Origin of the sequence: Polynucleobacter sp. GWA2_45_21, assembly GCF_001830325.1 — a bacterium.
Taxonomy (GTDB): Bacteria; Pseudomonadota; Gammaproteobacteria; order Burkholderiales; family Burkholderiaceae; genus Polynucleobacter.
In genome coordinates, this window is the sequence record NZ_MHZG01000001.1 from 644115 (window position 1) to 662971 (window position 18857).

Below are 18857 nucleotides of genomic sequence, written 5' to 3' on the forward strand. Positions count from 1 at the left end.
CAAGACCCTAGACAATCAAAGGAATACACCCGATTGATTGGCTTACGCCTGGGTTAATGGCATTACTTAGAGTTTTGAGGTAAATTTACCCCAGAGCAATTACTCGACCGTAACGCTCTTTGCGAGGTTACGTGGCTTGTCGACATCAGTCCCTAGGGCGCAGGCTGTGTGATAGGCCAGAAGCTGCAATGGAACAACATGCAGGATTGGAGAAAGCTTGCCGTAGTGCTCAGGCAAGCGAATGACGTTAATACCCTCGCTACTAGTAATCTCGGTATCTTGATCTGCAAAGACATACAACTTGCCACCGCGAGCTTTAACTTCCTGCATATTGGACTTCAGCTTTTCAAGCAAGTCATCATTAGGCGCTACCGTCACTACTGGCATCTTTTCAGTAACCAAGGCAAGCGGGCCATGTTTTAACTCACCAGCTGGATAGGCCTCAGCATGAATATAAGAAATCTCTTTTAACTTGAGTGCACCTTCAAGGGCAATCGGGTAATGCATGCCGCGCCCGAGAAATAAAGCGTTTTCACACTTAGCAAATGCAGTACTCCAAGCAATGATCTGTGGCTCAAGCGCTAATACGGCATGCAAGGCTTTTGGTAAATGACGCAAGTCGCGCAAGAGCTCTTTTTCTTGCTCAGGACTCACCTTACCTGCACGCTTAGCCAATGAAACAGCCAGCAGATAGAGTGCAACTAGCTGGGTTGTAAAGGCTTTAGTAGAAGCTACGCCAATCTCAGTACCGGCTTTGGTTAAAAAATTCCAATTTGTTTCGCGAACCATGGCACTACTTGCAACGTTACAAATTGCTAGCGTGTATTGATGGCCCAAAGACTGAGCATGACGCAAGGCTGCCAAAGTATCTGCAGTCTCACCAGACTGCGAAACCACCACAACCAATGTATTCGGATTGGGAACGGTTGTGCGATAACGATATTCACTAGCAATCTCAACTTGCGTCGGAATGCCAGCTAAATCTTCTAACCAGTATTTAGCAACACAAGCAGAGTAGTAACTAGTGCCGCAAGCCAAGATCAAAATTTGATCAAATTTTTTCCATTGCTCAGGATCGGCATTAAAGAGCTCCGGACCAAAACTGGCAATGTTAGCCAGCGTATCGCCGATCGCTCCTGGCTGCTCAAAAATCTCTTTTTGCATGTAATGCTGATAAGGACCTAGGTCTACTGAGTCAGCTTGCGCGGGCATAGCCTTATGCTCTCTCTGTACAGATTTGCCAGCTTGATCAAGGATCTCAATACCTTCAGCCTTCAAAATGGCAACATCACCCTCTTCCAAATACATCATCGAATGTGCGCGACCAGCTAAAGCAAGCGCATCAGAGGCAAGAAAGTTTTCATTTTCACCAAGAGCAACGACTAGTGGAGAGCCCACGCGAGCACCCACCAAAACATCTGGACGATCTTGCGCAATCACACCAATCGCATAAGCACCATGCAGGCGCGGCAATACAGAGCGCACCGAAGCAACCAGATCTGCCTGCTTACTTGCCACATAAGCTTGATGAATTAAATGCGCAATCACTTCAGTATCGGTTTCTGAGGCAAATACATAGCCCGCAGACTTCAACTCAGTGCGTAATGATTCGTAGTTTTCAATAATGCCGTTATGCACTACAGCGATTAATCCACCAGAGATATGGGGATGTGCATTTTGTGTATCAGGTTTACCGTGGGTTGCCCAGCGAGTATGTGCAATACCTAGTGTGCCATCAAATTCTTTGCCCTGCTCTGCTAACTCAGAAACACGAGCAGTAGTACGAGCACGTTCAATTGGGTGCTTGGCATCATTGCTGTTAATTACTGCAAAACCACATGAATCGTAACCGCGATATTCAAGGCGACGAAGTCCTTCAATCAAAACCTCAACAATATTCTTGCGCGAGACTGCGCCAACGATCCCGCACATTATTTTTTAGCCTTCACGGATTTTTTGGCGGCTACTTTTTTTACAGCGGCCTTCTTGATTGCCGGCTTTTTCTCTTTCTTTAGTGGGCGTTGCCACTGCAAAGAGATTTGTTTGGCTCGTGACACGGTAAGTTGATTAGGTGGCGCATCTTTAGTCAGAGTTGTACCTGCACCCAATGTGGCACCACGGCCAACGCGTACTGGGGCAACCAACTGAGTGTCCGAACCAATGAAGACATCATCTTCAATAATCGTTTGGTGTTTATTCACACCATCGTAGTTGCAAGTAATCGTACCTGCGCCGATATTGACTCTAGAGCCCACAATCGAATCACCCACATAGGCCAAGTGATTGGCTTTACTGTTTGCGGCAATCTTGCTGTTCTTCACTTCGACAAAGTTGCCAATATGTACATCATTGGACAAATCTGCACCGGGGCGCAAACGAGCATAAGGGCCGATCAATGAACTTGCTCCAACTTTTGCACCGTCTATATGGCTGTATGGGTGAATGGTGACATTCTTACCAATCACGCTATTACGAATAATGCAGTACGGACCCACTTTTGTGCCCGCAGCTAAAGTCACGCAACCTTCAAATACACAGCCGACATCAATAAATACATCAGTGCCGCACTCTAGTGTTCCACGGATATCAATCCGTGCTGGATCAGCCAAAGAAACCCCAGCATCCATGAGTACATTTGCTTGATTGAGCTGATGCACTCGCTCGAGGGCAGCTAACTGGTCTCGACTATTTACTCCAACCGTCTCATATTCAGCATCAGCTTGTGCAGTACGAATGGGTACGCCGTCTTTTACTGCCATCGCAATCACATCGGTTAAGTAGTATTCGCCCTGGGCATTACTGGCTCGCAAAGACTTCAACCACTTCTTGAGTGAGTTGGTTGGCAGTACCATGATGCCGGTATTGATTTCTTGAATGCGCTTTTGCGCAGGCAAAGCATCTTTTTCTTCCACAATCGCCTTTACCGACTCATCGATATCGCGCACGATGCGGCCATAGCCCGTTGGATTGTTGAGGTTTTGAGTTAGCAACGCTAATGCAGAATCTTGGCCACGCACACCATCAGCCAACTTAGCTAATTTAGAGAGCGTCTTTTTACTTGTAAGAGGTACGTCGCCATATAGAACTAAAGTCGGCTCATTTACATCCAATTTAGGCAAAGCTTGCAATAGAGCGTGGCCTGTTCCCTTTTGTGCAGCCTGCAGTGCAGTGCTGACTTTGCTAAAGCGAGAATCTTGCTCGCTAGCAATTTGAAGAAACTCTTTGACATCAGCAGCGCCATGGCCAACAACCACGATGGGGCCAGTTTTAGCACTTTTGCCCTGCAAATCCAGAGCTGTATTGAGAACGTGCTGGAGAAGGGGTTTCCCGGCCAAGGTTTGGAGAACCTTGGGTAATGCGGACTTCATCCGCTTTCCCTGCCCAGCAGCCAAAATAACGATGTTCATAAAGAGGGATTATAAGACCCCTGAATCAGCGTTCCACAGGCTATTTCATCGATCCCCGTCTCGTCAATCGCTTTATCGCCAGCAGATCTGGCAGCAATGCCCGACAGCTCTGTAGAAATCTCGAGATTCTTAAAATCAAAGGCCTCGCCATCCATTAAATGGGATGGCACGATATGGTGCATTGAGCGGAATAGATTCTCGACGCGCCCTGGGTGCTTTTTCTCCCAATCACGCAGCATCTCTTTCATGGCGCCGCGCTGCAAGTTAGGCTGACTGCCGCAGAGATTACACGGAATAATTGGGAAGCTCATATCTACCGCATATCGTTCAAGTAACTTTTCAGGAACGTATGCGAGAGGACGAATGACAATATGCCTGCCATCATCAGATCGCAACTTTGGCGGCATACCTTTGAGCTTGCCGGCAAAGAACATATTGAGCATTAATGTCTCTAAGATGTCATCACGGTGATGGCCTAAAGCAATCTTGGTAGCACCCAACTCATCTGCTACGCGATACAAAATTCCACGACGCAAACGAGAGCAAAGACCACAAGTCGTTTTTCCTTCTGGAACTACACGCTTGACGATGCTGTAGGTATCTTGGTTTTCAATATGGTACTGAACACCCAAAGCTTTTAAGTAGTTCGGCAAAATTTCTGCCGGAAATCCTGGCTGCTTTTGATCTAAATTAACAGCAACAATTTCAAAATTAATTGGGGCACGCTCGCGCAACTTGAGCAGAATATCGAGCATGGCATAACTATCTTTACCGCCTGATAGACAAACCATTACCTTGTCGCCATCTTCAATCATGCCAAAGTCACCAATCGCTTGGCCGACTAAACGACATAGCTTTTTCTCAAGCTTGTTTTCTTCGAAGACGACTTTGCGGATATCGCTCATGGCTACTGAATTCTTTTCTGAAATTTCTTTAAGCCTGCTTCATCCGAAATACTTCAACACCAACGGAGTGGCAATCTGGATAAACATCCGGCTTTGCTGTGCTGACGCGAGCCGCAATCACCTTCGGATGCAAGAGCATCGCAGTCACGATGTCGTCGCAGAAGGTTTCCTGTAAATGGATATGGCCCTGAGAAGACCGCGCCTTAATGGTTTCACGCATGAAGTCGTAATCCACAACCTCTTCTAATAAGTCTTTCGAAGGGGTATTCATATTCAAAGGAATATAGAGATCTACATTCAGAATGACACGCTGCTCAGCCTTCTTCTCAAAATCATGTACGCCGATATTGATATAGATTTCATAGTCACGCAAAAACAAACGGCGGCAATCAACTAAGGCAGGATGAGAAAGAATAGCGTGCATAAATTTTTAACTTTTAGTTTGTTTTAAACATTACATCGCGTGATGATGGCAATAGATGTTGTCCACCATCCACATATAAGGTCGTGCCCGTAATCGCATTTGAGCTGGCCAAAAATACAGCGGCTTTTGCAATATCGCTTGGTGTTGATGACTTACCTAATGGCGTCATCTGATGGGCCTTGGTAAAACCTGCTGCAGTTTGATCGCCCGAAGTCAGCGTAATACCAGGAGCCAAACCAATCACCCGTATGTGCGGAGCAAAATCTACCGCCAACACTTCAACTGAAGTGAGTAGTGCAGCTTTAGACAATGTGTAAGACAAATAATCTGGATTGAGATTGATCAGTTTTTGATCGAGCAACTGAATCACCGAGGGAATTGATAAATTGCTCTCACTTGCTTTCTTTGTCTGACGCTTGTGATATTCAAACATCAGCTGAGATAGCAAAATGGGTGCGGCTAAATTGACTTGCATGTGGTCTTGCAAACTTTTACCGCTCAGCGGAGTATTCGAATTGGCACGATCGTATTCAAAGATTGAGGCGCTATTGACGAGACACTGAAGGTTTTGAAATTCAACAACAACTGCAGCAAACAGGGAGTGAATTTCTGCTTCGCTGGCGAGGTCAGCATTAAAAGCCGCTGCCTTAACCCCCAATTTTTGGATTTCGGCTACGGTAGCTTGGGCATCCGACTCAGACCAGCCATAATGGACCGCCACATCCCAGCCCTGACGAGCAAATTCCAAGGCAATTTCCCGACCAAGACGCTTCGCAGCGCCGGTCACTAAAACCGCTTTATTTTGCTGAGGTGATGGGTTTGAACTCAAGTTCACTTAAATTCTCTTAGACTAGCGAGCTATGGATATTACCTTGACCAGCCTTGAAACGGCTCATACCGAGCTTCTTAGCCAAAAAATAATGGCTGAAATCGTCTCCAAAGGCGGCTGGATGCCCTTTTCAAGGTATATGGAAATGGCTTTATATGAGCCAGGCATGGGTTATTACAGCGCTGGAGCCCACAAATTGGGTGCTGGTGGTGATTTCACGACAGCCCCAGAGCTGTCCCCCTTATTTGGCGCCGCCATTGTAGAAACCCTTTTGCCCATTCTAGAAGGGCTGAAGGCTCAGGGGCTCCCTACCCAAATTCTGGAATTTGGCGCTGGCACTGGCAAGTTAGCTGAATCTATTCTCACCCGATTCCACGATCTGGACTTCAACCTGGATCGCTACGACATTATTGAGATCTCACCCGACCTAGCCCAAAGGCAAGAAGAGCGCCTCAAGCAAGTTGTAGAAAAACTAGCCCTTTCTACTCAATGCCATTGGTTAAGTTCTTTACCTAGCAACTTCAAGGGCATCATTCTGGCAAATGAGGTGATAGATGCCATTCCGTGTGATGCCATCATTTTTCAAAATGGCTTTTGGTATTGGCAAGGTGTTTCAGTTATTGATGGCAAGCTTACTTGGTCAGCAGGACAGCCTGTTGAGCAGTCACTACTTCCAGAGACTTTGCTCACTGGAAACTTTTCTGAAGGCTACATTACCGAATTACATGCACCCGCCAATGCTTGGATGCACCAAGTAGCCAAGCATCTCGATACCGGACTCTTCATCACCTTTGATTACGGATTTCCGGAGAGTGAGTATTACCATGCACAACGCCTAGAAGGCACACTCATGGCACACCATCGGCATCATGCTATTCAAGATCCATTTCATCTTCCAGGTCTTTGTGATTTAACAACGCATGTAGAGTGGTCACAGATTGCACGCAGTGCACTCGAAGAAGAAGTGGATGATGTCTATCTCAGCAATCAGGCGTCTTATTTACTAGATGCTGGCATTGGCGATATTGCATTGGAGATTGGCGATCCCAGCAAGCCAGAAACTTTCTTACCTATTTCAAACTCGCTACAAAAACTATTGTCTGAAGCAGAGATGGGTGAGCTCTTCAAAGTTTTTGCATTCTCAAAGAAACTATCCGACGTATTGCCAGATCATGTCTTAGAAGACTTACCTGGCCTTCGAGGCAGAAACCGGCTGTAAGCTTTTAGTTGTTTATGGCTGCAGTAATGGCGGAGAGTCTTGCGGCATCCACCGCACTACGAATTCTTTCACCATTAGTTCTCTGGTCTGCAGGAACACCTTCGATAATTTCGGCCGTATTGAGCGATTGGGCATTTTGCATTGCTGAAATTAAAGTATCGACATTCAAGCCAATATGCCTTGCCAAATCCAACAAAGCATTTCCACGCTCGGGCTTACGCCAAACATCTGCGCGATTAAACCAAGTCAATACATCTATGGGCTGATAGCTAGTGTCTGCCTCGTTGACTGATTTCTCGATAAGTACATTGAGCTCACTAAATATTTCACTGAAATCACGTACCTCATTTGGCATCTTGACGCACTCTGCCCATGAACGAATTTCACTAGCGGGTAAATGCATGAGAGTGACAGCACACCGATCTTCCAGGCGATCATCTGCTGCATGCAAATGTGCAATGAGTTGCTCGCGGAACTCTTCTTTAGCTAAATAGGATGTCAGCGCCAATGGTAGTAAAGCTTTGGCTGCACCAGAATCTAACAAGACTTGAAACATGCGCATTGGCTTATTTGCAGTAAAACCTCTGGCCAACTCCTGCCAGATTCTCTCAGCCGAGAGTGCTGACAATTCATTGGATTGAACAATTGCCTGCAAGGCGGCCATGGTTTCTGGTGCAACCGTAAACCCAGGAAAGCGCGCTGCAAAACGAGCGATACGCAATAGACGCAATGGATCCTCAGCAAACGCATCGGACACATGACGAAATACCTTAGCCGCTAAATCTTGCTGACCGTTATAGGGATCCAAAATAGGTCCTGCCCATTTACCATCAGCACCGACCTCTTGCGCCATTGCATTGATCGTCAGATCACGACGTTCTAAGTCCTGCTCCAAGGTGACGGTCGGGTCAGCGTAAAACATAAAGCCTTTGTAGCCCTTGCCAGTTTTACGCTCTGTGCGCGCCAAGGCATATTCAGCTTGCGTCTCTGGATGCAAGAACACTGGAAAATCTTTACCCACCGGACGAAAGCCCTGAGCAATCATCTCTTCTACGCTAGAGCCAACCACTACATAGTCAATGTCGTGCACCGGCAAACCCATGAGGGTATCCCGAATGGCGCCACCAACAGCGTAGATCTTCATGAGCTTATTTCATACCTTCTAAGGTGCGCCGACTAATACCAAAGACTTTAGATAATGCGTCTACTCCATTGAGCGGAAGAATATTGGGCAACTGCATTGATGCAATATTGTCGCGTGACATTAAAGTTGGGACAGGCAGAAATTCAAAAGCCAAGGCCTGAAGATAACCAACAAAAGCAGGCACAGGAATAATGGCGCATTTTGTATTGGCCTTACGCGCAGCAAATTCCACAATCTCTTTCATGGTGTAAACAGTAGGCCCCACCAAATCATAAGACTGATGAATCGTAGATGGCATCGTTAGTGACTTGGTAAATGCACTAGCTACATCATCTACGCTGACTGGCTGGAACTGTGCCCCCGAGTTTGCCAATGGCATCGCTGGAAACAACTTCGTTAGCTTGGCAAACAAATTAATAAATTGGTCTTGCGCGCCAAAAATGACTGAAGGTCTAAAAATAGTCCAATTCAAGTTACTTGCTTTTACTGCAGCCTCGCCATCACCTTTACTACGCTGATACATTGATGGACCATTTGAGTCTGCACCCAATGCACTCATGTGAAGGTAACGCTTGATACCATGAAGTTGCATAGCAGTGATGATATTTTTAGGAAGCTCTACATGCGCAGCTTCAAACACTTTTCCATAGGGCTGAGCTGGCTTGTCATGCAGTACACCCACTAAATTAATGACTGCACCGCCAGGCTTAATTCGTGAGCAAAGCTCTTGCAAAGCATCAAACTCATGAACATCAGCATCTTCTAGATGTACCTTCGGGAGCATGCGCAATTCACGTACGGATGCTAAGTGTCGAGTTGGCAGTAAAACGGAATAGCCGTCTGCTTGCAGTTGGGCTGCCAGGACTCTGCCTACAAAACCGTTACCGCCAATTAGCAGAATGTCATATTTCATAAAACTCCTATGCAGTTGAAATACTAAGGTAGCTCTGATGCGTTTGCTGCTTTAGGAGCAATTACCCCTAAACGTTGCTTTAAAGACTGTGTCTGACCATGCATCACCGATGAATAATACGTTGCATTCGCCAAAACGTTTTTTACATAGGTACGCGTCTCATTAAATGGAATCGTTTCTGCGAAGATCGCGCCCTCAGTCGGGCTGGTGAGTTTTTCTCTCCAGTTTTTAGAGCGTGATGGACCAGCGTTATAAGCTGCAGATGCGAGAACCCAAGATCCATCTAAATCTATCAACACCATATTCAAGTAGTTACTACCCAAGGTGAGATTGGTATTGGTATCGGCGAGCTTGTCACTGGTATAGGAGGTCATGCCAATTTTCTTAGCAACATACTTCGCCGTATTCGGCATCACCTGCATCAAACCTGAAGCGCCAACTGAAGAAGAGGCATTCATGATGAAGCGTGACTCTTGACGAATCAAGCCATATGCCCACGCCAAGTTCAAATCAATTTGCTTAGCAATTGGCGAGAGCTCATCACGATAAGGGGTTGGGTAGCGTAAGCTGAAGTCATGCTCTTGCTTGGTACGATCTGCCGTATTTACAACACGGTCGTACAAACCAATCCGCTTAGCGTATTCAGCAGCTGCAAGTAACTGCTTATCACTCATATTACGCAACTCCCAGTTCCAGTCGCGATTGCCTTCAAAGCGCAAATTCATGGCATAGAAGCGTTCGCCTCTAATGAACCCTTTGCGTTGTGACATAGCTTCGATTTCCGCATCACTCACTTTGGTTCGGGCGGGCGCATGATTCGGTTTACCTAAGTCTTCGCGCGCAAGCTGCCCATAAAAGTTGTACTGGTCAGCAATGAGTTCAAGGTTCTCGTGCGCTTTTTCATTTTGGCCATCAACTTTTAATGCGCGCGCATACCAATAAGTCCACGCCGGATCCTTACTGCGCACCACAGGATTCATGCCCTCAATTGCATTCTTTACCAGCGTCCAGTCTTTAGCCCGTAAACCTGCACGTACTTTCCACTCTTGACCTTCAGTAGACAGAAGCTCGTTGTAGCCCAGCTCTTGTTGAAGGCGATACGCATCATCTGCATTCGGATCTAATTTCTTTGCGAGGAATTGACCAATCACACCCCAAGCTACGGCTTGATTCTCTTTACTATAACGAGATGCATTTTGAGAAAAATCTCTAAATGCCTTTGCAGGATCTGCTTTAGCAGCTTTCACAATGTCAGCAATAGGATCTTCACCGCCAATGCGACGCGACATGGATTCAAAACCCATCTCAGCTGCAGCGCGTCCCAATGCCTTTGCCTCGCTAGGAGTCATTCCTCCAGCGCCAACTAAAGTTGGTATTAGCTCCTGGCAAGCCTGACCGAAATAACGTGGATCCAATAATATTGCGCGCGCATCAATCGCTATTTTAGTTGGGTTCTCGCCTTGCGCCAATTTAGATTGGAGTGAATAACACTTCACCTGAGTGTCATCATCCAAAACAAACTTAGGATATTCAACATCAAAGCGTGACCAATCTTTTCGCTTACCTAAAACGAGTAGCCAGTCATTGCGCATCCGATCAGCCAAAGCAGTACCCTGGTATTGATTTAGGAAAGCAACTACCTGTGAGTCTGCATTACTATCAGCTCGAGCCACACCAGCACTATCAAATAGCTGAGGCTTGATACGGAAATAGGCTACATAGTCTTCGTAAGGGTAGTTTGAGAGAGTGGCAGCCAAGGTCTGTGCGCGAGCTACGTCATTTCTTTTGGCAGCCTCACGCAACTCAATAAAGGTACGATCACCCTCAGTGACTTCAAAGGCCGAAATTCTGCTTGCTTTGGCGGGAACAGTTTTCTTGGCTTTTTCCGCAAAAATGCTGGGCGCAGAAACTGCAAGGGCTAGAAATAGAACTCCGCCCACCGTTTTTTGCCAACCACCAAAAACATCAAACCTCTTTTTCACTGTCTAGCCTTATGGATTTACTATATCTCTTAATTTTCGCCTGATAATGGTCTATATGCACGGCAATTCTCCAAAATCGCTACGGCAGGACTTACTGGCCCAAAGGAAACAGTTTGCGGCTAGCGCAAGCTATCCCATTGCACAAGAAGCTATTTTGGCTGGCCTAACCAGCTTTCTAGCTGACCATGACACCCAGGTTCAATCTATTGCCTTGTATTGCCCCATACAGGATGAACTTGATCTTCGGCCGGCTCTATTGGCATGGGCGAAGAGCCATGCAGACAAAACGCTGACTCTCCCTTTTGCGCGCCCCGATAAACATTTAGATTTTTATGTCTGGCAAGAAGGTGACTTACTGATTCCAAGCCGCCATGGTGTGCCAGAGCCAGACCCCAACAACCCCCGCAGACCTCAACTCACTCCAGACTGCATCTTGATTCCCTGCGTAGGCTGGTCAGAATCCAGGGAGGGCGATAGAACACACTATTGGCGGCTTGGATATGGGGGCGGCTACTTTGACCGCACCTTGGCTCATTTGCGCAAAGCTAAACCAAGCCTATTGTGCATAGGCATTGGCTTTGACTGGCAAAAATTAAATGATGCTCAATGGCAGGCTCAAACTCATGATGAGCCTTTGGATGCCATGCTGACTGAGTCAGGCTTATTAATTACTTATTGAGACTGAGATTATCAGCAATTGCTAAAACAGCGTCTGCCTGATTTAGCGAATAGAAATGCAATCCTGGGGCGCCAGCAGTCAAGAGCTGATCGCAAAGATCGGTCACCACCTCTTCGCCAAACGCACGAATCGAGGCAGTGTCATCGCCATAAGACTGCAAGCGCAAACGAATCCAGCGTGGAATTTCTGCGCCACAAGCATCTGAAAAACGTAGTAACTGAGTGCTGTTGGTGATCGGCATAATGCCCGCAATGACTGGCTCAGTAACACCCAAGTCATAAGCCTCGTCAACAAAGCGGAAGTAAGCATCGCTGTTGTAGAAATACTGAGTTACTGCTGAATTGGCGCCAGCTTTCATTTTCTGCACAAAGAAATCCACATCTGTTGCAGGTGACTTTGCCTGAGGATGAGTCTCTGGATAGGCGGCTACATCAATGTGAAACCAATCACCAGTTTCTGCACGAATAAATTCAACCAATTCATTGGCGTGATGAAACTCACCATACTGACCCATGCCAGATGGCAAGTCGCCACGTAAAGCTACGATCCGTTTAACGCCTAAAGCTTGATATTGCTTCAACATCTCGCGCACGCTTTCACGTGAGCTACCAACACAAGATAAATGGGGAGCAACCGCTGCACCTGCAGCATGAATATCACTCACCACTTTTAATGTGCCAGATTGTGTAGAACCACCGGCACCAAAAGTCACGGAATAAAAAGCGGGCTTGAGCGTTTCACTAAAACGCTCGCGCACCAGATGAAGCTTAGTCTCACCTTCAGGTGTTTTTGGAGGGAAGAATTCAACGCTTAATTCCATGATCTTGGGCCTGTGTCTCTATTTCTCTATTGAACAATATCTAGCAATGTGCAGATTAATAACGGTAGTGGTCAGCCTTATAAGGGCCTTCCTTCGTTACGCCAATGTAAGAAGCTTGCTGATCTGACAATACAGTTAACTCTGCATTCAATGTCTTGAGCTGCAAACGAGCAACCTTCTCATCCAAATGCTTAGGCAAGGTGTAAACACCGACTGGGTATTTATCTGTGCCAACTGCATTCCACAATTCGATCTGTGCAATTACTTGGTTCGCAAATGAAGAGCTCATTACATAAGATGGGTGACCTGTACCGCAACCGAGGTTAACCAAACGACCTTTAGCAAGGATGATGATGCGCTTCTCAGGATTGCCATTAGCTGCTGGGAAAATCACGTGATCTACTTGTGGCTTGATTTCTTCCCACTTGTATTTTTCAATACCAGCAACATCAATCTCGTTATCGAAGTGCCCAATATTACAAACGATGGCTTGATTCTTCATCTTCACCATGTGGTCATGTGTAATCACATGGTAGTTACCTGTTGCTGAAACAAAGATGTCCGCCTTATCTGCAGCGTAATCCATTGTGACAACACGGTAGCCTTCCATTGCTGCTTGCAATGCACAGATTGGATCCACTTCAGTAACCCAAACTTGAGCAGACAAAGCACGTAGAGCTTGAGCTGAACCTTTACCCACATCGCCATAACCACAAACCACCGCAACCTTACCGGCAACCATCACGTCAGTAGCACGCTTGATCGCATCAACTAAAGATTCACGGCAACCATAGAGGTTATCGAACTTGCTCTTAGTAACAGAGTCGTTCACGTTGATTGCTGGGAATTTCAAATCACCTTTTGCAAACATCTGATAGAGGCGATGTACGCCAGTAGTTGTTTCTTCAGTTACGCCTTTTACTTTTTCTAAGCGTGTGGAGTACCAAGTTGGATCTTGCGCCAATTTATTTTTAATGGCTGCGAACAAAATAGTTTCTTCTTCGCTAGTTGGGTGATTCAAGCAAGCTTGATCTTTCTCAGCGCGTGCACCGAGATGCAATAACAAAGTCGCATCGCCGCCGTCATCCAAAATCATATTGGTGAAGCCGCCATCTGCCCACTCGAAAATACGGTGGGTGTAATCCCAGTACTGCTCAAGGGTTTCACCCTTGATCGCAAACACTGGAGTGCCGTTAGCAGCAATTGCTGCAGCAGCGTGATCTTGTGTGGAGAAAATATTGCAAGATGCCCACTGCACTTCGGCGCCGAGAGCTTCAAGCGTCTCGATCAACACTGCAGTTTGAATAGTCATGTGCAATGAGCCAGTAATGCGTGCGCCACGCAATGGTTGCTGTGATGCGAACTCGTCGCGAATAGCGATGAGGCCTGGCATTTCTGTTTCAGCAATTGCGATTTCTTTACGACCAAAGTCAGCCAAAGAAATATCGGCAATAGCGCAACGGGTTGCTACAAAATTATTTAAATCGGAAACGGTACTCATGAATGCTCCAGCTAAAGACGATCCAATGCTGGAGTAAGAACTCGCTAGCCATTGAATCATGGGTTAGCGAGCGCAGTTGCAATTAGCAAACTCTGGGGTTACCTAGGAGTCCACTCCCTTCAAGCCTGGGGAAACACTGGTTCTCAGTATTCCTTGCAACGCTCCTTGAAGGTATGGCGAAATTGTAATCAATTTCGCCATATTTCGCCTCAATACAACTACATACTGCAAATTTACTAGCTAGAAAGCGGATTACAAGCCAGCTGCTGCGCGTAAGGCAGGCGCCTTATCGCACTGTTCCCAAGTAAATTCTGGCTCTTCACGACCAAAGTGGCCATAAGCAGCAGTCTTGCGATAAATCGGACGCAAGAGATTCAACATCTTGACGATACCCTTTGGACGCAAGTCAAAGTGCTCAGATACCAGTTGTGCAATCTTCTCATCAGAGATCTTGCCAGTGCCAAAGGTGCTCACCATCACTGAAGTTGGCTTAGCTACACCAATCGCATAAGAGATCTGAATCAAGCACTTACTTGCCAAACCAGCGGCAACCACGTTCTTGGCCACATAGCGACCAGCGTAAGCAGCAGAACGGTCAACTTTGGATGGATCTTTGCCTGAGAAAGCACCGCCACCGTGAGGAGCCGCACCGCCGTAGGTGTCCACAATGATCTTGCGACCTGTCAGACCGCAATCGCCTTGCGGGCCGCCAATAACGAATCGACCTGTTGGGTTTACCAAGAAGTTAATCGCACCTTTAATCAAATGCTTCGGCAATACTGGTTTGATGATTTCTTCGATGACTGCTTCGCGCAATTTCTCGAGAGAGATTTCTTCATCATGTTGCGTGGAGAGAACGACTGTATCGATTGAGTCAGGCTTGCCATCCACATAGCGCAAGGTCACTTGAGACTTCGCATCTGGACGCAACCAGTTCAAACGGCCATCACGGCGTAGTTGAGACTGACGCTCTACCAAGCGGTGTGACAAATGAATTGGCAAAGGCATCAGCTCTGCAGTTTCGTCACAAGCGTAACCAAACATCAAACCTTGGTCACCAGCGCCTTGATCTAAACCGTCGTCATGCGCCTTATCTACGCCCTGAGCGATGTCTGGGCTTTGCTTGTCATAAGCAACCAACACAGCACAACCTTTGTAATCAATACCGTAGTCAGTGTTGTCGTAACCAATTTCACGCAAAGTATTGCGAGCTACTTGGATGTAATCCACATTGGCGTTCGTTGTGATTTCACCAGCTAAAACTACCAAGCCGGTATTGCACAAAGTTTCTGCAGCAACGCGCGCAGTTGGGTTCTGAGCTAGGATTGAATCCAGGATGGCATCAGAGATTTGGTCTGCTACTTTATCGGGGTGACCTTCAGAAACGGATTCTGAGGTAAAGAAGTAATCATTTGCCATTGCATATTCCTTTAAAAATTAACACGATCTATGGGACAACTCGACGTGCCAGGAACTTCAACGGCGACGCTTTAGCAGAATTTATGAATCGCCCTGCAAGTTGCCTTAACTCAGCGATGGGTGAATTCTATCCGAAAAACGCCTTATTCATCAAGCGGCATAGGAAATTTGGCCCTAGCGCTGGCATTGAATATCATTAGAGGGTGCGCAAACTCCTTCTCAAGCTAACCCTCGCTGCAATTGCAGTGTTGCCCTTATTCCTAGTTCAGGTCATTGGGGGTGTTTTGGGAATTTTGGCTTATGTCGGCTCAAAGCAATATCGATCACTTTTTCGCCCTCAATATGAGGCCGTTGTTAAGAGTCATCATTTACCCCTGCAAATCTGGCATGCGGCGGCGGCCTCAGGTCAACTTTTCTCAGACAGCCTGTGGATTTGGCGAAATCCAAAAAAAGCACTTTCCCTTGTTGAAGTACAAGACTGGGATCTCGTTGAGGCGGCAATCAATGAGGGTCATGGCTTAGTCATGCTCACCCCACACCTTGGTGGTTTTGAAATCATTCCTAGGGTATTAGCCCAGCATTTTCCAGCGACCATTCTTTATCGCCCATCCCGCCAAGAGTGGCTAAATGAAGTAGTTGAAGAAGGTCGCGCCTATCCCAATATGCACTTCGTGCCAACTAATCTGAATGGCGTTCGTCAAATGACTCGGGCGCTGACACGGGGTGAAGCCATTGGCATTCTTCCAGATCAGGTACCTAGCGGCGGTGAAGGCGTTTGGGTACCCTTCTTTGGACGCCCAGCCTACACAACTCCGCTACCGGCACGTCTAGCTAATCGCAACAACACGCCAGTGGTCATGTTTACCGCCAAGCGCAAAGGTCTTGGCAAAGGTTGGCTAATGCAGGCTAAGAGATTGGCGCCACTCTCTGAAGACTCCATGCTTGCTGCAGCTGAACTGAACACTGCCATTGAGAATGCGATCCTAGTTGCGCCCAATCAATTTATCTGGGCATATAACCGCTACAAACATCCTAGCGGAGCAGAATTACCACCAAGCAATTAGTTAATAAATTTATAATTTATTCAACATGACCTGGTTACAAAACGTTTTTAATTTTCTGGCGCTGAACTTACTGCGCCTTTTTGCATTTTTGCCTTACGCCCTCACCATTTATATTGGCTACGGTCTCGGATGGTTGGCGGCACACATACCAAATGAGCGTGCCAAGGTTGTAAAAACGAACTTGCGCTTGTGCTTCCCTGATCTGAGTGAAGATGAAATTGATTCTCTTGCACTAGAGCACTGGAAACTATTTGGGCGTAGCGTCATTGAGAGAAGTCGTATTTGGCTTGGTAGCGGAAAACAAATTACCGATATCGTCACCATCAACTCTGCAATCACTTTAGGCGATCGGAAGCCACGACTCTTAATTAACCCTCATTTTGTAGGGCTTGAAGGCGGCTTCATGGCGCTGTCTGTTTTAGCAAGTCAGCATGATTGGCCTCGTGGTGCCGGCCTCTACCAGAATATGAAGAATCCATTCTTTAATCAAAAGATGATTGAATGGCGTAATCGTTTTGGGGGTAAATCCATTGAGAGGCAAAGTCGCTTACGTGATTTGATTCGTGAAATTCAAACAGGGAACTTTATTTTTATTGCCCCTGATATTGATCTCGGCCCCCGTGACTCTGTTTTTGTTCCCTTCTTTGGAATCCAAACCAATACGATCACTTCAGTCTCGCGCCTAGCTAGGCTCAGTGGCGCAGAAGTTTGCCTCATGACCACCACATTAAATCCTGATCGCATGGGCTATACGTGCAATATCAGTGCACCACTACCCAACTTTCCAACAGATGACGTTGAGGCAGATACCGCACGCCTGAATAAATATATCGAAGACCTTGTTCGCGAAAGGCCTGCAGAGTACTATTGGGTACATAAACGCTTTAAGCATCGGCCAGCTGGCGAGCCTGGTCTTTATAACTAATTGGAAATCTTTTGAGTACGAATTTAAACAAGCCTACGCGCACATTACGCTTCACCAAAATGCATGGTGCCGGCAATGATTTCATTGTGCTCAATGGAATTGATCAAGACCTCAGCGATATCACTCGCGAGCAGTGGCAAAAAATAGCCCATCGCCAATTTGGTATTGGTGCTGATCAAATCCTGCTGGTTGAAAAAGCCACGCGTCCTGATGCAGATTTTCGTTATCGCATTTTTAATGCGGATGGCGGCGAGGTGGAACAATGCGGCAATGGATCACGTTGCTTTGTTCGCTTTGTGCTCGACCAAGGTCTTTCTACAAAGAATCCTTTGCGCGTTGAAGTTGCGCATACAGTGCTTACACTCAAATCTCATGAAGATGGCCAGGTGGAAGTGGATATGGGCGCTCCGATTTTTGATCACAGCCAAATTCCATTTAATGCGAGTGGCTTAGCAAGCAAGCAAGAGTTTCATGAAATGCTCTACGCATTACCGATTGCAACGCCTGCTACACACGATAGCTGGATTGGCGTCTTATCGATGGGCAATCCCCATGCAGTTCAAGTAGTCGGTGATGTGGATAGTGCACCTGTACTCGAAGAGGGTCCATCCATTGAAAGAGATCCTGTATTTCCAAAAAGAGTTAACGCTGGCTATATGCAAGTTATTAATCGCAATGAAATCAAGTTGCGTGTTTATGAGCGTGGCGCTGGCGAAACTCTCGCCTGTGGCACTGGTGCATGCGCAGCAGTAGTCTCCGGCATTCGTCGTGGCTTACTTTACTCACCCGTCAAAGTGCATACCCGCGGTGGTGATTTGCAAATTGCCTGGGGCGGTATGATCAATGAAGTTGCTCAGCCCGTCATCATGACTGGGCCAGCCATCACCGTGTTTGAGGGTGAAACAAAGATCTAAGAGTGAAAATGTGAGCGCTGCTGCTAACACTCTTTAGATTAAATGCCGTATTTCTCGCGATAAGCCTTCACGGCTGGTAGATAGTTTGTTAGCTCAGCATTGCTGGAGGTGGTTAAGAAAGCCATCAGGTCTGCCAAGTTTGCAATTGCAACCACTGGCAATCCAAACTCTTGCTCTACCGCCTGTACTGCCGACTTATCGCCAATCTCCGTAGCAGTGCCTGACTTTTCCATACGATCCAAAGCAATCAATACCGCCGCTGGCTCTGCACCTGCATCGCGAATGAGCTTTACGGACTCACGTACAGACGTGCCTGCAGAAATCACATCATCGATGATGACTACTTTGCCTTTGACTGGAGCGCCCACCAATGAGCCTCCCTCGCCATGATCTTTGGCTTCTTTACGGTTGTAGGCATAGGGCACATTACGGCCAGCATCAGCCAAAGCGATTGCAGTGGCAGCAGCCAGGGTGATGCCTTTATAGGCCGGTCCATAAAGCATGTCGTATTGCAAGCCAGACTCTTGCAAGGCTTTGGCGTAGTAACGGCCTAAGGCGCTTAAGCGAGCTCCATCATTAAATCCACCCGCATTAAAGAAATAGGGAGAAAGGCGACCCGCTTTAGTTTTAAACTCCCCAAACGACAAAACATTTGCCTCCAAGGCAAATTGAATAAAGTTATCTTGATTAGAATTTTTTGAGCTCATAGGCC

17 protein-coding genes and 1 riboswitch are annotated in these 18857 nt (G+C 46.8%); of the genes, 5 read left to right on the forward strand and 12 right to left on the reverse strand.

Annotated features, from left to right (window positions below; translation table 11 throughout):
- Window positions 1-99: 99 nt before the first annotated feature.
- From glmS to A2X74_RS03275, 5 genes are read right to left on the reverse strand one after another with little or no spacing between them, the layout of a single operon-like run.
- Entirely contained in the window at window positions 100-1932 is a 1833-nt protein-coding gene (gene glmS, locus A2X74_RS03255) for a glutamine--fructose-6-phosphate transaminase (isomerizing) (protein WP_293628109.1), read from the reverse strand.
- Window positions 1932-3407 carry a bifunctional UDP-N-acetylglucosamine diphosphorylase/glucosamine-1-phosphate N-acetyltransferase GlmU gene (glmU, locus tag A2X74_RS03260; RefSeq protein ID WP_293628107.1) on the reverse strand — a complete coding sequence of 492 codons (1476 nt, stop codon included), beginning with the start codon at window positions 3405-3407 and terminating at the stop codon, window positions 1932-1934. The genes glmS and glmU overlap by 1 nt, the downstream gene beginning before the upstream one ends.
- On the reverse strand, window positions 3404-4312 hold the full coding sequence (gene ttcA / locus A2X74_RS03265) for a tRNA 2-thiocytidine(32) synthetase TtcA (RefSeq protein WP_293628105.1): 909 nt from the start codon (window positions 4310-4312) through the stop codon (window positions 3404-3406). Before ttcA ends, glmU begins: the two co-directional genes overlap by 4 nt.
- Before the next feature lie 28 nt (window positions 4313-4340).
- The gene (locus A2X74_RS03270; protein WP_293628103.1) at window positions 4341-4736 is read right to left on the reverse strand and encodes a dihydroneopterin aldolase; all 396 of its coding nucleotides are present in this window, start codon (window positions 4734-4736) and stop codon (window positions 4341-4343) included.
- Between the two features lie 13 nt (window positions 4737-4749).
- Complete coding sequence (locus A2X74_RS03275) at window positions 4750-5571, reverse strand: SDR family oxidoreductase (protein WP_293628101.1); 822 nt, start codon at window positions 5569-5571, stop codon at window positions 4750-4752.
- 85 nt (window positions 5572-5656) lie between these two features.
- On the opposite strand from A2X74_RS03275, the gene A2X74_RS03280 reads away from it, so the two are divergent.
- Window positions 5657-6784, forward strand: coding sequence for an SAM-dependent methyltransferase (locus A2X74_RS03280; RefSeq protein WP_293628099.1), 1128 nt, complete (start codon window positions 5657-5659; stop codon window positions 6782-6784).
- Between the two features lie 4 nt (window positions 6785-6788).
- Here the strand turns inward: A2X74_RS03280 and A2X74_RS03285 are convergent, their stop codons facing one another.
- From A2X74_RS03285 to A2X74_RS03295, 3 genes are read right to left on the reverse strand one after another with little or no spacing between them, the layout of a single operon-like run.
- On the reverse strand, window positions 6789-7928 hold the full coding sequence (locus tag A2X74_RS03285) for a polynucleotide adenylyltransferase (RefSeq protein ID WP_293628097.1): 1140 nt from the start codon (window positions 7926-7928) through the stop codon (window positions 6789-6791).
- 4 nt (window positions 7929-7932) lie between these two features.
- Window positions 7933-8841, reverse strand: coding sequence for a complex I NDUFA9 subunit family protein (locus tag A2X74_RS03290; protein WP_293628095.1), 909 nt, complete (start codon window positions 8839-8841; stop codon window positions 7933-7935).
- A 23-nt stretch (window positions 8842-8864) separates the two neighbouring features.
- Window positions 8865-10823: a lytic transglycosylase domain-containing protein gene (locus A2X74_RS03295; RefSeq protein WP_293628093.1), complete on the reverse strand. Its 1959-nt coding sequence runs from the start codon at window positions 10821-10823 to the stop codon at window positions 8865-8867.
- 55 nt (window positions 10824-10878) lie between these two features.
- Between A2X74_RS03295 and A2X74_RS03300 the strand changes: the two genes are divergently transcribed.
- Window positions 10879-11502, forward strand: a complete 624-nt coding sequence (locus A2X74_RS03300) for a 5-formyltetrahydrofolate cyclo-ligase (protein WP_293628091.1) — start codon at window positions 10879-10881, stop codon at window positions 11500-11502.
- Here the strand turns inward: A2X74_RS03300 and metF are convergent.
- The 3 genes from metF to metK all read right to left on the reverse strand — a co-directional run bounded on the left by metF (window position 11492) and on the right by metK (window position 15242).
- Window positions 11492-12322: a methylenetetrahydrofolate reductase [NAD(P)H] gene (gene metF / locus A2X74_RS03305; RefSeq protein WP_293628089.1), complete on the reverse strand. Its 831-nt coding sequence runs from the start codon at window positions 12320-12322 to the stop codon at window positions 11492-11494. The genes A2X74_RS03300 and metF overlap by 11 nt on opposite strands.
- 55 nt (window positions 12323-12377) lie before the next feature.
- Window positions 12378-13823 carry an adenosylhomocysteinase gene (gene ahcY, locus A2X74_RS03310; protein ID WP_293628087.1) on the reverse strand — a complete coding sequence of 482 codons (1446 nt, stop codon included), beginning with the start codon at window positions 13821-13823 and terminating at the stop codon, window positions 12378-12380.
- A 61-nt stretch (window positions 13824-13884) separates the two neighbouring features.
- A riboswitch (S-adenosyl-L-homocysteine riboswitch) is annotated at window positions 13885-13996 on the reverse strand.
- A gap of 79 nt (window positions 13997-14075) precedes the next feature.
- Window positions 14076-15242, reverse strand: coding sequence for a methionine adenosyltransferase (gene metK, locus A2X74_RS03315; protein ID WP_293628085.1), 1167 nt, complete (start codon window positions 15240-15242; stop codon window positions 14076-14078).
- A 203-nt stretch (window positions 15243-15445) separates the two neighbouring features.
- Here metK and A2X74_RS03320 point away from each other — a divergent pair, with 203 nt between their 5' ends.
- From A2X74_RS03320 to dapF, 3 genes are read left to right on the forward strand one after another with little or no spacing between them, the layout of a single operon-like run.
- A complete protein-coding gene (locus A2X74_RS03320) occupies window positions 15446-16306 on the forward strand; it encodes a lysophospholipid acyltransferase family protein (RefSeq protein WP_293628083.1) in 861 nt (286 codons plus the stop codon).
- Window positions 16307-16331: 25 nt separating this feature from the next.
- A complete protein-coding gene (locus A2X74_RS03325; RefSeq protein WP_293628081.1) occupies window positions 16332-17231 on the forward strand; it encodes a lipid A biosynthesis acyltransferase in 900 nt (299 codons plus the stop codon).
- Between the two features lie 59 nt (window positions 17232-17290).
- On the forward strand, window positions 17291-18145 hold the full coding sequence (dapF, locus tag A2X74_RS03330; RefSeq protein WP_293628577.1) for a diaminopimelate epimerase: 855 nt from the start codon (window positions 17291-17293) through the stop codon (window positions 18143-18145).
- Between the two features lie 38 nt (window positions 18146-18183).
- Here dapF and pyrE read toward each other — a convergent pair whose 3' ends face one another.
- On the reverse strand, window positions 18184-18852 hold the full coding sequence (gene pyrE / locus A2X74_RS03335; RefSeq protein WP_293628079.1) for an orotate phosphoribosyltransferase: 669 nt from the start codon (window positions 18850-18852) through the stop codon (window positions 18184-18186).
- Window positions 18853-18857: the final 5 nt, after the last annotated feature.

Coding starts and splice junctions, on each gene's coding strand:
- glmS (WP_293628109.1), bottom strand. CDS start 1,932: ATGTGCGGGATCGTTGGCGCAGTCTCGCGCAAGAATATTGTTGAGGTT.
- glmU (WP_293628107.1), bottom strand. CDS start 3,407: ATGAACATCGTTATTTTGGCTGCTGGGCAGGGAAAGCGGATGAAGTCC.
- ttcA (WP_293628105.1), bottom strand. CDS start 4,312: ATGAGCGATATCCGCAAAGTCGTCTTCGAAGAAAACAAGCTTGAGAAA.
- A2X74_RS03270 (WP_293628103.1), bottom strand. CDS start 4,736: ATGCACGCTATTCTTTCTCATCCTGCCTTAGTTGATTGCCGCCGTTTG.
- A2X74_RS03280 (WP_293628099.1), top strand. CDS start 5,657: ATGGCTGAAATCGTCTCCAAAGGCGGCTGGATGCCCTTTTCAAGGTAT.
- A2X74_RS03285 (WP_293628097.1), bottom strand. CDS start 7,928: ATGAAGATCTACGCTGTTGGTGGCGCCATTCGGGATACCCTCATGGGT.
- A2X74_RS03290 (WP_293628095.1), bottom strand. CDS start 8,841: ATGAAATATGACATTCTGCTAATTGGCGGTAACGGTTTTGTAGGCAGA.
- A2X74_RS03300 (WP_293628091.1), top strand. CDS start 10,879: ATGCACGGCAATTCTCCAAAATCGCTACGGCAGGACTTACTGGCCCAA.
- metF (WP_293628089.1), bottom strand. CDS start 12,322: ATGGAATTAAGCGTTGAATTCTTCCCTCCAAAAACACCTGAAGGTGAG.
- ahcY (WP_293628087.1), bottom strand. CDS start 13,823: ATGAGTACCGTTTCCGATTTAAATAATTTTGTAGCAACCCGTTGCGCT.
- metK (WP_293628085.1), bottom strand. CDS start 15,242: ATGGCAAATGATTACTTCTTTACCTCAGAATCCGTTTCTGAAGGTCAC.
- A2X74_RS03325 (WP_293628081.1), top strand. CDS start 16,332: ATGACCTGGTTACAAAACGTTTTTAATTTTCTGGCGCTGAACTTACTG.
- dapF (WP_293628577.1), top strand. CDS start 17,291: ATGCATGGTGCCGGCAATGATTTCATTGTGCTCAATGGAATTGATCAA.
- pyrE (WP_293628079.1), bottom strand. CDS start 18,852: ATGAGCTCAAAAAATTCTAATCAAGATAACTTTATTCAATTTGCCTTG.